Genomic DNA, 11,733 nt, shown 5'->3' on the forward strand with positions numbered 1-11,733 from the left:
AACCAGATCAGCGACGTCCGAGCGTGGCCGGCTCTTTGGCAGACGTCTTCTGGCGCGGCGACCCATCCGTCCCGGCTGCGGCGACGCTGGCCTCGGGGCTCAGGTCGAGGCGCCGCAGCAGCTGGGCGTTGAGGGCGACGACGACGGTGGACAGCGACATAAGGATCGCGCCGACCTCCATCGGGAGAATGAAACCGATCGGGGCGAGCACGCCCGCGGCCAGCGGAACCGCAGCGAGGTTGTAGCCGGCGGCCCACCAGAGGTTCTGCTGCATCTTGCGGTAGCCGGCCCGAGAGAGCTGGATGACCGAGAGCACCGAACGGGGGTCGTCGGAGGCAAGGATGACTCCGGCCGAGGCGATCGCGACGTCGGTGCCCGCGCCGATCGCGATGCCGACGTCGGCCTGCGCCAAGGCCGGGGCATCGTTGACCCCGTCGCCGACCATCGCCACCGCACGACCCTGGTGCTGCAGCGCGGCGACCTTTTCGCTCTTGTTCTCCGGTCGTACGCCGGCGAAGACCTGGGCGATGCCCAGCTCGGCGGCCACGGACCGGGCGACCGGCTCAGCATCCCCGGTGATCATCACGACCTCGACGCCGAGGCGGTGCAGGGCGTCGACCGCCTCCCGGGACTCCTCGCGGATCTCGTCGGCCAGCGCCAGCGCCCCGACGACGGCGCCGTCGACGAGGACGTGCAGCACCGTGGCCCCGGCCTCGACCCAGGGCTGCGCGGTGGGCAGCGGCGGCAGGTCGTGTTCGGTCAGCAGGTGCGGGCCTCCGACGGCCACGGTGCGACCGTCGACGGTGGCGGTCACCCCGACGGCGGCCGATGCCCGGAAGTCGGTGGCCGGCTGGATGCTCAGCCCGCGGTGCCGGGCTGCGGCGACGATGGCCCGGGCGAGCGGGTGCTCGCTATCGGCCTCCGCCGCTGCGGCCAGCGCGAGGACCTCATCGTCGGGGGCGCCGGTGGTGGCGACGTGGTTCAGCGCCGGCTCACCCTTGGTCAGCGTCCCGGTCTTGTCGAACAGAACGGTGTCGATCGTGCGCATCCGCTCCAGCGCAGCGCGATCCTTGACCAGCACGCCGCCCCTGGCTGCGCGCTCGGTCGAGATGGAGACGACCAGGGGGATCGCAAGGCCCAACGCGTGCGGGCAGGCGATGACCAGCACCGTGATGACCCGGACCAACGCGCTCTCCGGAGCCCCGAAGGCCGACCAGACGACCGCGGTGATCACCGCCGCCACCACGGCGTACCAGAACAGCCACCCGGCGGCCTTATCCGCCAGCAGTTGCGCGCGGGTGGAGGAGGACTGGGCCTCGGCGACCAGCCGCTGGATCCCCGCCAGCGCGGTGTCCTCTCCCACCGCGGTGACCCGCACCCGGATGGCAGTGTCGGTGGCCACCGTGCCGGCCACCACCGAGTCGCCCGGTGCCCGACGGACCGGCTTCGACTCGCCGGTGATCATCGACTCGTCCACGTCGGCGGTGCCCTCTACGACCTCGCCGTCGGCGGGCACGCGCCCGCCCGGCCGGACGACGACCACGTCGCCGGTGACCAACTCGGCAGGGGCCACGCTCACGACGCGGTCGCCCTCGACCTTCTCCGCCTCGTCGGGTAGGAGCGCAGCCAGCGAGTCCAGCGCGGAGGAGGTCTGCGCCAACGAGCGCATCTCGAGCCAGTGCCCGAGCAGCATGATCACGATCAGCAGGGCGAGTTCCCACCAGAAGTCCAGCTCATGGGAGAGCACACCCAGGCTGGCACCCAAGGACGCGACGAAGGCCACCGTGATGGCCATGCCGATCAGCAGCATCATCCCGGGCTTGCGGGCCCGGATCTCCCCAACGGCGCCGGTCAGGAACGGGCGCCCGCCCCAGACGTACATCACCGTGCCCAGCAGCGGGGCAACCCACGTCAGGCCGGGGACGTCTGGCAGGGAGTAGCCGACGATCGAGGCGAACATCTCGCTGAGCAGCACCGTCGGCACCGAGAGCGCCAGCATGATCCAGAACAACCGCCGGAACATCGCCACGTGGTCGTGGGCGCCGCCGTGTCCACCGTGCCCGCCGTGCCCGCCACCGCCTGTGTCGCCGTGGTCCCCGTGACCGCCTTCGTGCGCGGCGGGCATATCGCCGTGAGCGTCGCCGGTGTGCCCGGCCGCTGCGTTCAGTGGATCCTCGACTTCCGAACCGACAACGGCCGCGTCGGCCGTGTCCGGCATGCCCTGCCCGTGGGTGGATCCGTGATCGCCTCCCGGCGTGGCTTCATCCCCGTGCCCCGAGTGCTGGTGACCAGAACGGCTCGTGCGTTCAGACATGACCGTGCAACCTTCGCGTTGAGAGTCTTCGATCCGATGAGCTCCCCGTGCCGACGATCCGGCTAGGGGTGCTGCCGAGGTTTTAGGGGCGTCGACCGGTCATCGTTCCGCCTTCAACCCTGGCGGTGCCCCGTGACCGGCTTCCGGGCGCAGACTGTCAGCTGCAGCCGCAGCCACACCCGGACGTCTGGCCGCCAGCCTCTGCGAGCAGGTTGGCGGGCTCGGCTACCTGATAGCCGGCCTCTTCAACGGCGGCGCGCACGGCACCGTCGTCCACATCGGCCACCGTGCTGACGGTGAGTCCACCGGTGGCGAGGTCGACGTTGACGTCGGTGACGCCGGGAACCTGGCTGACCTCTTCGGTCACGGAGTTGACGCAGTGGCCGCAGGTCATGCCGACGACCTTGTACGTGGCGGTGCTCATCTCGGATGGTCCTTTCGATTCCTTGTGGGCGTGCATTGCCGTGGGTGTTGGTTCGGGTGGTTCCGTCTCAGGAGCGGACCAGGCGGGCGATGGCCTCGGTCGCCTCGCGGATCTTCACGTCGGCTTCGGCGCCGCCGACTGCGGCCGCCCGCACAACGCAATGAGTCATGTGCTCCTCGATCAGTCCGAGCGCGACTGATTGGAGAGCCTTCGTGGTTGCCGACACCTGCGTGAGGATGTCGATGCAGTACTGCTCCTCTTCGACCATGCGCTGGAGGCCTCGAACCTGCCCTTCGATCCGGCGAAGGCGCTTGAGGTAGTCGTCCCTGCGCTGGATGTAGCCGTGAGCACTGCCCGCCCCTGCGTGGTCCATCTCATCCTCCTGCGCCGGTTCGGATACCCCCCACCGGTATCGGCAAGGCGAACGTTATACCCCCGGGGGGTTAAAGCGCAAGACACTCTCAGCGCTCCCCGAGGAGGACCCGTGCGGCACGGTCCCGGAGGGCTTGCGCGGGCGCCCTGCAAGGCGCCCGGCGCCCCGCCATGCCTCAGTTCTGCAGGACGACATCGAAGGTCAGTCCGCCGTCGTCCGACTCCATCAGCGCCGTGGTCGTGACGACGGCGATCCGCAGCGAGCCCCCCGCCGAGGAGGTCGCCGCCACTGCCTGAGGGGGTGATTCCAGATCGGGCCCCGCCTGCCAGGTCACGGCTCCGTCGGCGCTCGTCCACACCAAACCGGAGGGGTCCACCCCCGCGACGTTCATGCCGTCGTCAGCCCAGTCGACCACCTGGAGGAGCGGCGCACCGTCGTTCCGGACCCACGAGCCCCCGCCGTCGAGGGAGCTGAAGAGACCTCGTTCAGTGGTGGCGAGGACCGTCCGACCGTCCGGTGCGGCGGCGAGTGTCGCCGGAGCTGCCGGAATCCGTAGTTGCTCCCACTCGTCGCCGTCAGAGCTACGCACGAGTGAGCCGTCGTAACCGAGGACCCCCGCGTCGCTGACCGTCAGCGCATGAAAGTCGGACTCGCCCTGCCGGGATCGCGGTTCCCACGTCCGGCCACCGTCCGTCGACTCGATCAGCCCGACCGGCTCTGGCAGGTCCACGTCCGGTCCGGGATGCCCGGAGGCGAGGAAGTGCCCCGGTCCGCGGACTGCGAAGCCCATCAGGTCGATGACCGGCCCGATATGGGTCGACTCTCCGTCATCGCCCACTTCGAAAAGCCCGTCGTGCGTGGCCAGGAGCAGTCGCCCGTCAGCTGGGTCGATCGCGACACCGTGGATGTGGCTGGACGGCAGCATGCCGGCCGCCGCTCCAGTTGCCTCGGCTTCCGACTGCGCGGACGAGGAGGTGCAACCAGCGACGAGCAGCGCGGTGGCGGCCGCTGCTGCCGTCACCGCCAAGGGGCGCCGCAACATCCCCGCCAGCGAGTACTTGTCGGTCACAGAAATGACTCTCCCCATCCCGTGGCCGCGAGCCATGCCCGAAGCCAGAACATCAATCCATCCCAGTACCCGCTGACGAGCAGTAGGCCGAGCACGATCAACAGGCCGCCGCCGATCCGTGTCACGGTGCGAGCATGTCGACGCGCCCAGGCCGACACGCCCACGACGCGGCGGGCACCGAGCGCCATCGCCACGAAAGGGATTCCCAAGCCGAGGCAGTAGGCCAACCCGAGCACTGCACCGCGAAGCGCGGAGGCCTCTGCGTAGGCGAGGGTGTTGACTGCGGCGAGCGTGGGCCCCAGGCACGGCGTCCACCCCAGCCCGAAGACGACGCCGAGCACCGGCGCGCCAGCCAGGCCGCCGGAGGGCCGGTGGTGCAGACGGCGTTCCCGCTGCAGCCAGGGAAGCGCGCCGAGGAATGCCAGCCCCATGCCGATGGTCACGACACCGGCCACCCGGGTCAGCACCGGTGCCCACTCCAGCAGGAGCCGACCCAGGCCACCGAACAGGGCGCCGAAAGAGATGAACACTGCGCTGAAGCCGGAGACGAAGAGCAGGGATCCGATCAGCATCCTTCGTCTGCCGGGGCTGCGGACCGCCGTCCTGACGGCGCCCGTACCGGCCTCAGCAGCTGCGGCTACCGGTGTTCCTGTCCCGGGAGCGGGTCCGGCCCTCCTCCCCCCCGGTTCTTCCGCTTCGACGGCCGTTCCGGCAAGCCCCGCGATGTAGCCGACGTACCCCGGGACCAGGGGCAGACAGCAGGGGGAGGCGAAGCTGATCAGTCCGACCAGCGCCGCCACGGCGAAGGCCACCAGCAACGACCCATCGGTGACGATGCCGGCGAACATGTTTCCGAGCTCGGTCATCCTCCGGTCTCCTGCAGGAGGCTCGACAGCACCGACTGAAGGTCTTCTCGTGCCACGGCCCCGGTATAGACACCAGCCACTCGTCCCTCCGTGTCGAGCACGATGGTCGACGGGACGACGTTGGCCGGGAAGCCACGGAAGGCCATGGCGACCTCGCCCCGCGGGTCGAACATCGACGGATACTCCGCGCCCACCTTGGTCATGAAGGCGCTGGCCATCTGCCGGTCGTCTTTCACGTCTACGCCGAGGAACTGCACGCCTTCGTCACGGCGCTCGGCGTAGACGTCCTGGAATTCGGGAGTCTCGACGCGGCAGGGCGCGCACCACGATCCCCAGAAGTTGATCACGGCGATATCCCCAGCCAGGTCGGCCGAGTCGAACGGGGTGCCATCGAGAAGTTCGCCACTGAAGGAAGGCGCGACCGCGCGACTGGTGGCTTCGATCGCCTGGCCAGCAGGGGTAGCGCCGTTGAACTCGTACCGAGTCCCGGGCGTCGTCTGGTCTACGTCGCTGGACGAGCAGCCGGTGAGGGTGACGAACAGGGCCGAGACGGCCACGAGTGCGAGACGGCGAGACGCACGAACAGATCCAGCTGGGCGACGCATGTCAGCGCGCATGGGTAGTCCTTCGAGACGGAGAGGCCGACGTTGAGGGAGCGCTCCGGCTCTTCGGCCGAAGCGCGCGAAGCTGTCGACGGGTGGCGCTGTCCCGAATCCGGAACAGCGCCCCCCGTCGCGGCGTCAGCCGCCCAACTCGGTCAGCAGCGTCTGCATCTCCTCGATCTCAGCGGTCTGGGACTCGACGATCTCCCGGGCCATATCGACGGCGTCCGGATTGGAACCGTCGGCGATCTCGGTCTCGGCCATGTCCACGGCGCCCTGGTGGTGCGGAATCATCATCTCGAGGAACATGCGATCGAACTCAGCGCCGGAGGTGGAATCCAGCGCTGTCATGTCCTCCTCGGTCATGCCTTCCATGTCCATGCCGCCGGAGCCGTGGTCCATGCCGCCCATGTCCTCCTCGGGCAGCGGCTCGCCCCACTCCTCGAGCCACCCGGTCATCGTCTCGATCTCCGGCCCCTGCGCGGCCTCGATGCGATTGGCCAGGTCGATCACCCTCGGGTCGTAGGCCCGGCCATCGGCGAGCTGAGCCATGCGGAGGGCCCCCTCGTGGTGCGGGAGCATGCCCTGGACGAAGGCCACGTCGGCGTCGTTGTGGGCGGTGGCGTCGTCGGCCGAGGTGTCGGCGGCGGCGCTGCTCTCGGAGCTACTCCCGGTGCTGGAGCCTTCGCCGTCGTTGGAGCAGCCCGCCAGCACGATGGCGCCTGCCATGAGGCCGCCGGCAAGGCGGACAAGTCGAGCGGTGGTGCGCGTCATTGCAAGTCTCCTGGGTTGGTGTCATAGGCGTGCAGAACGGACCCGACCGAGCACATGGGCTGGCGGGTCTGGGCACTCGGCCTAGATCCGGAGGAGACAGAGAGCGGAGAGATCCGGTGGCCGCGGGAGCCTGGACCACCAGGTGTGCCACAGCGCAGAAGGCGCCCTGGCGCGGACGATGGACACTGGCGCTCGTCGGACCAGCGCAGCCACGCCGAGCAGGACCACGCCGGTCAACAGCACCGCGAGACAGACCGCCCCGACGGCGGCACCGGGCATCAGCGGATTTTCGTGCGGCAGACCGGACATGGCGGCGACGGAGACCCCGCCCGGGACGACGCCGGACAACTGATGCCCCACGACCGCGGACGCCGGCCAGAACGGCTCTGCCAACGCGGCGCCGTGGACCACGGTCATCGCGGATGCCGCCGTCCCGTGGCCGGCGTCCATGTCGGCCGCCATGCACTGAACACCGTGCATGGAGAAGACAGCAGCGAGCAGCAGCAGCACCCACATATGTCGCGCCGACATGCCACCTCCCAAGACCGCCCCAGACTACTAGGCCGCGTAGTACTTACATCGCCAGGAGGCGGGCCGGCGAGGCGGTCCGTCGTATGGCGACTGTTCTCGGCCCGGCCCTCAGACGATGCGTCGCGCCCCCGCGTAACCCGACATGTCGACGGAGCCGACCTTGACGGGTTCACCGAACGTAGATGCGTGGACCATCTGTCCACCGCCGATGTAGATGCCGATGTGGCTCACCGGGCTGTAGAAGTAGACGAGGTCCCCCGCCTGCAGCTCGGCCCTCGAGACCGCCTGACCCATGGTGGCCTGCATCCTGCTGGAGTGCGGCAGCGAGATCCCCGCTGCGGCGAAGGCGTATTGGGTCAGCCCGGAGCAGTCGAAAGAGTCGGGTCCCGCTGCGGCCCAAACGTAGGGGTCCCCGAGCTGGGCCATCGCGGTGTCGACGGCAGTTTGCGCCGCAGCGCTGTTGGCCACCACTTCACTCGGCGGCGGTGCCGCCAGCGTCCGTCCGCCGTGCGCGGCGTCGGCCTCTTCCTGCTGAGCGGCTGTCAGCGCCGTGTACCGGGCCTGGTACTCGGCGATCTCGGCCTGGAGGTCCGCCTGCTTCGCGGTCACCTCGTCAACGTGCCGCTGAGCCTCGGCTGCGGCCCGCTCGGCCGAAAGCTGCGCTTTCTCGGCCACAGCCTGGGCGCTGGCAACCCGGTCGACCACATCGTTGTGGTGACCCGCCACTGACTCCAGGAGGGCGACTCGATCGAGGAACTCCTCGGGGGATCCGCTGGTCATAAACGCCCGGAGGGCGCCGAATCCGTCCCCGGTGTATGCGGTCTGTGCGACGCCTGCCAGTTGCTCACCGAGCACGACTAGCTCCGCCTCCGCCGCGGCGACTTCGTCCTCGGCCGCCGCCGCGGCGGCCTGCTGGGACTCGAGGTTCTCCCGCGCCTCGTTGAACTGCTCGGTGAGGACTTCCAGCTGATGGCCGCGCTCGGCGACGAGAGAAGCTGCATCCTCGGCTGTGACGGGGTCACCCGGGGCCGCTGCGGCGGCAGGGGCGGAAGCGAGATCGATCCCGACGACGGCGATGACAGCAAGCAGCAGGCTGCGCTTCCGCCAGTGTCGGGTGGATCGGAGAGAAGGCGTGCAGGGGCGGTGGGCAGTCGCCACGATGGGCGGCTCTCCTGTCTTCCAGTGCCGCCTACCGAGTTAGCTGACGGATTCGGGCTGGAAGACGCCCTACCTGCGGCCGGCAGTTCGGCGCGCAGGATTCACCCCAGTACTGCGATGGGTCCCCGGTCCCGGACGGTCGCCCATCCTGGGTTCGGCGGCGCCCGGACGGGCCTCCATGTGCGGAGGACGACTGCCGAACCGGGCTTGGCCAACATAGGTCCGTGACCGTTCCGTGACAACTATGCGGGGCAAATAGTTGTCGCTCAGTTCGCCCGAGTTTCGCGACCGCCCTGTGCGTCCCGCCGAGGCCCTCTTGGGATGAGGTCCTCTCTCACTGACTGCCAGTAGGGTGCGACGACCGATGAACCGCCGGGCGCACACGCCCGATCCGGACACGACTCCACCGCTCCATCGCATGGAGAGCGTGCTCGGGCACTCACGAAGGAGCACCGGTGCCACCGCTCGGCAAGCTGGAGGCGGCCGTCATGGGCGTCCTATGGTCGGCCGACGGCGCACTGACTGTGCGGGAGGTTCTCGAACGGCTGCCCGTGAAGCGGAACCTGGCCTACACGACGGTCATGACGGTGTTGAGCACGCTGCACCGCAAGGGGATGGTGGATCGCGAAGCGGTCGGCCGCGCGTACAGCTACCTCCCGGCACGGAGCCGGGAAGCAGCGGCTGCGGCGTCACTGCGAGAAATTCTCGAGGCGTCGGAGGATCCCCGGTCGGTCCTCCTGCACTTCGCCGAAACCGCGACCGACGAGGAATCCGAAGTCCTGCGTGACGGCCTCGCCAAGCGGAGCTCCGAACTGTGACCGGGCTCGTTGCTCTCGTCGCCGGCACTCTGCTGTTCGGCTGGCACGGCCACCGCGTGCTGATGTGGCTCGCGGATCGGCGCCTGGATCCAACGATCCTGCTCACCGGCTGGGTTCTGTCGACGCTGGGCTTCGTCGCCTCGCTGTTCGTCATGCTCAGCCTGGTGGCCCTGCCCGTCGACGAGCATCATGCCGGCGCCTTCGGTCTGGCCGGAAACTGCTGGATGGCCCTCTCCTCCGGAGTCCTGCCGGGGACCGCGGAGGCTGTCGCCGCCGCGGGCGTGGTGACTGCCACGTTCGTCCTCGTCAGAGTCGGCCTCGTCATCCACGGGAGACTTCAGCGTCGGCGACGCAACGCCCCATACATGCAGCAGCTTCGCCTGCTGGCCGCCGGCTGCCGGGCGCATGACCCACTCTGGATCGAGGACGAGCGCCCCATGGCACTCTCCATCGGCGGACGCTCCGGTCTGATCGTCATGAGCCGGGGATTGCGGGATCAACTGACGCCCGCGGCCGTGCACGCCACCCTCGAGCACGAGCGCGCCCACCTCAGGGGCCGACACCACCTCATCCTGGCCATCGTCGAGACGCTCGCCCTGGCTCTGCCGTGGTGCCCTCTGCTGCGTGCAGCGCCCGAAGCGGCGCGGGACCTCGTCGAACTGGCCGCGGACAGCCGGGCCGCCCGCACCTGCGGGCCGTCCGCGGTCCGCGAGGCCCTGTCTCGTCTGACTGGTCAGCCGCTGCCCGTCGGAGCTCTCGCCATGGCCGGGCGCCTGACTGCGGCGCGACTCCAGCGGCTCGCCACAGGCAGCATCGGGGGAAGCGGCCTCAGCCGTCTGGCTGGCTGCTCCGCGGTCGCGGCCGGCGCACTCCTGTTGCCCACCGCCGCGGCAACGCTCGCCGTGAGCGCCGTGCAGTGTGCCTTCGCCTGACCCACCCCGCGCTCCATTCGACCGGAACGGCCTGAACCGACACTCGAGTCACCTCAGCAGCCCGTGCGCCACTCGGGCGGCTCGGGCTCCGGCTGCGGCCGTCAGGAAGTCAGCGTCGCGACCGGCTGTGCGGCAGCGGGCGATGGTCGGTCGGCGGCCTTCACCAGCCGCCGAACCTCGGCGGTGTCCAGCTCCAGTAGGGCGGCTGCCCGCTCTGCGGGCACGTCCTCAGCGAGCAAGGAGCTCAGCGTCTCGCCGAGCGCCGCCGTCGCCGTCGCCAAGGCCCGCTCGGCCTCGTTTCGCGCCTCCAGGGCCACCAACGCCTCCGCCGTTGCCTCCTCGACCCGACGGTCGTGCTCATCGCGGGCGGCGTCCAACGCCCGTCGTCGCTCCCGCGCCTTCGTCAGCGCCGCCGCCTGCCGACTCACCGTTCTGGCCACCGCTTCCTCCGCTCGTCCAGCTGACCGACCGCCGGATCGTCACACGGCCTCATGACACGGCTGCCGACCCGAGCGTCACCCCCAACAGCCCGCCGACCGGAGCAGACGTCACCCCACCCCCTCCGACCTGACACACCTCATGCATCTCAGGTAAGGATGGCCCTCGCCCCGGCGCGGTCGGGGTCCGCGCCGCCGTCGGGAAGGCTCTACCTTTTGCTGCCCGGCTTCGGCCGAGGCTCTCTTGAATGGGTGCCTCCCGGCGGCGGTTCAGTCCGGGCAGGTGACGCTCGATAGAGGCGTGGGGGCGCCAACCGTGACCCCTTGAGATGCCTGCGCTCTGCCCGGCAGCGGTTCTTCCGAGCAGTGGAGGTTCGGTGTTCGCAGGGATCGATAGCCACAAGGACACGCTGGCGGTCGCGGTGATCGACACCGCCGGGCGGGTGGTCACCGCGCGGCAGATAGCTAACGAGCCCGACGGCTTCACCGTCCTGGCCCACCTGGTCGCCGAGCACGCGGTGGTGCGGGTCGGGATCGAGGGGTCGACCAACTTCGGCTGGGCCGCCGCCATGCACCTGGTCGCCGCCGGCGCGACGGTGGTGGAGGTGCCGCCGCTGATGACCTCCCGGGAACGACTCTCCCGCCCCGGCCAGGGCAAGACCGACCCGGTCGACGCCGTCGCGATCGCGCGCATCACCGCCCGGGAGCCGTTCCTGCCGCCGGTGCGGCCGATGGACGGGCTGCCCGCCGACCTTCGGGTGCTGATGGACTACCGCGAGCAGCTCATCAACGAGCGCACCGCGCTGGCCAACCGGATCCACGCCGACCTGGGCTGGCTGCGCCCGGGCTACCAGCACAAACTCCCCCGGCTCACCCAGCCCGCGCATCTGCAGTCCGGGCTGGCGCTCCTGGAGAACGACTCGAGCATCCGGGCTGCGGTGACCCGCCGCCGGCTACAGCGGATGGTGGAGATCAACGCCGAGCTGGCCGGCCTGCGCAGCCAGATCGCCGAGCTGGTGCAGCAGTCGGGCACGACGCTGACCGGCATCTACGGCGTCGGCGTGTTCGTCGCCGCCCGCTTTCTGGCCGAGGTCGTCGACGTTCGCCGCTATCCGACCCGGCACGCCTTCGCCGCGGCCAACGGCTCCGCCCCCATCCCGGCCTCCTCCGGGCGGACCGTCCGCCACCGCCTGAACCGCGGCGGCAACCGGCAGCTCAACCGGGCGCTCTACACGATCGCGATCACCGAGATCCGCGCCGACACCGAAGGCCGCTCCTACTACGAGCGCAAACGCGCCGAAGGCAAGACCAGCCGCGAGGCGCTGCGCTGCCTCAAGCGCCGGCTCTCCGACGTCGTCTACCGCACCCTCCGCGCCGACCAGGCGGCCGACAGACCGCTTCCGCTGGCCGCTGCCGCCTGACCTCTGGGGCGGTG

13 protein-coding genes and 1 riboswitch are annotated in these 11,733 nt (G+C 70.0%); of the genes, 3 read left to right on the plus strand and 10 right to left on the minus strand.

Going from position 1 to position 11,733, the window contains the following annotated elements; genetic code table 11:
* Positions 1-7: 7 nt before the first annotated feature.
* The 9 genes from BN344_RS02570 to BN344_RS02610 all read right to left on the minus strand — a co-directional run bounded on the left by BN344_RS02570 (position 8) and on the right by BN344_RS02610 (position 8,111).
* A complete protein-coding gene (locus tag BN344_RS02570) occupies positions 8-2,125 on the minus strand; it encodes a heavy metal translocating P-type ATPase (protein WP_051515669.1) in 2,118 nt (705 codons plus the stop codon).
* Between the two features lie 346 nt (positions 2,126-2,471).
* Positions 2,472-2,738 carry a heavy-metal-associated domain-containing protein gene (locus BN344_RS02575; protein WP_040336871.1) on the minus strand — a complete coding sequence of 89 codons (267 nt, stop codon included), beginning with the start codon at positions 2,736-2,738 and terminating at the stop codon, positions 2,472-2,474.
* A gap of 67 nt (positions 2,739-2,805) precedes the next feature.
* Positions 2,806-3,111, minus strand: a complete 306-nt coding sequence (locus tag BN344_RS02580) for a metal-sensitive transcriptional regulator (protein WP_040336872.1) — start codon at positions 3,109-3,111, stop codon at positions 2,806-2,808.
* A 175-nt stretch (positions 3,112-3,286) separates the two neighbouring features.
* Positions 3,287-4,180 (minus strand): F510_1955 family glycosylhydrolase, encoded by an 894-nt coding sequence (locus BN344_RS02585; RefSeq protein WP_231486436.1) that lies wholly within the window; start codon positions 4,178-4,180, stop codon positions 3,287-3,289.
* Positions 4,177-5,046: a cytochrome c biogenesis CcdA family protein gene (locus BN344_RS02590; RefSeq protein ID WP_197022217.1), complete on the minus strand. Its 870-nt coding sequence runs from the start codon at positions 5,044-5,046 to the stop codon at positions 4,177-4,179. The genes BN344_RS02585 and BN344_RS02590 overlap by 4 nt, the downstream gene beginning before the upstream one ends.
* Positions 5,043-5,603, minus strand: a complete 561-nt coding sequence (locus BN344_RS02595) for a TlpA family protein disulfide reductase (protein WP_231486437.1) — start codon at positions 5,601-5,603, stop codon at positions 5,043-5,045. Before BN344_RS02595 ends, BN344_RS02590 begins: the two co-directional genes overlap by 4 nt.
* Before the next feature lie 183 nt (positions 5,604-5,786).
* Positions 5,787-6,422 (minus strand): DUF305 domain-containing protein, encoded by a 636-nt coding sequence (locus BN344_RS02600; protein ID WP_040336873.1) that lies wholly within the window; start codon positions 6,420-6,422, stop codon positions 5,787-5,789.
* A gap of 81 nt (positions 6,423-6,503) precedes the next feature.
* Positions 6,504-6,953, minus strand: a complete 450-nt coding sequence (locus BN344_RS02605; RefSeq protein ID WP_155858728.1) for a hypothetical protein — start codon at positions 6,951-6,953, stop codon at positions 6,504-6,506.
* A gap of 108 nt (positions 6,954-7,061) precedes the next feature.
* Positions 7,062-8,111, minus strand: a complete 1,050-nt coding sequence (locus BN344_RS02610; protein ID WP_040336875.1) for a C40 family peptidase — start codon at positions 8,109-8,111, stop codon at positions 7,062-7,064.
* A 13-nt stretch (positions 8,112-8,124) separates the two neighbouring features.
* Positions 8,125-8,281, minus strand: a riboswitch (cyclic di-AMP (ydaO/yuaA leader).
* A 285-nt stretch (positions 8,282-8,566) separates the two neighbouring features.
* Between BN344_RS02610 and BN344_RS02615 the strand changes: the two genes are divergently transcribed.
* Together BN344_RS02615 and BN344_RS18860 are read left to right on the plus strand one after the other, a co-directional pair.
* Positions 8,567-8,929 carry a BlaI/MecI/CopY family transcriptional regulator gene (locus BN344_RS02615; protein ID WP_081788325.1) on the plus strand — a complete coding sequence of 121 codons (363 nt, stop codon included), beginning with the start codon at positions 8,567-8,569 and terminating at the stop codon, positions 8,927-8,929.
* On the plus strand, positions 8,926-9,861 hold the full coding sequence (locus tag BN344_RS18860) for a M56 family metallopeptidase (RefSeq protein WP_051515485.1): 936 nt from the start codon (positions 8,926-8,928) through the stop codon (positions 9,859-9,861). The genes BN344_RS02615 and BN344_RS18860 overlap by 4 nt, the downstream gene beginning before the upstream one ends.
* A 101-nt stretch (positions 9,862-9,962) precedes the next feature.
* On the opposite strand, the gene BN344_RS02625 is transcribed toward BN344_RS18860, so the two are convergent.
* Positions 9,963-10,301, minus strand: coding sequence for a hypothetical protein (locus BN344_RS02625; RefSeq protein ID WP_155858729.1), 339 nt, complete (start codon positions 10,299-10,301; stop codon positions 9,963-9,965).
* Between the two features lie 374 nt (positions 10,302-10,675).
* Here BN344_RS02625 and BN344_RS02630 point away from each other — a divergent pair, with 374 nt between their 5' ends.
* The gene (locus tag BN344_RS02630; RefSeq protein WP_051515486.1) at positions 10,676-11,719 is read left to right on the plus strand and encodes an IS110 family RNA-guided transposase; all 1,044 of its coding nucleotides are present in this window, start codon (positions 10,676-10,678) and stop codon (positions 11,717-11,719) included.
* Positions 11,720-11,733: the final 14 nt, after the last annotated feature.

Source organism: Candidatus Blastococcus massiliensis AP3, from assembly GCF_000582785.1.
GTDB lineage: Bacteria > Actinomycetota > Actinomycetes > Mycobacteriales > Geodermatophilaceae > Blastococcus > Blastococcus massiliensis.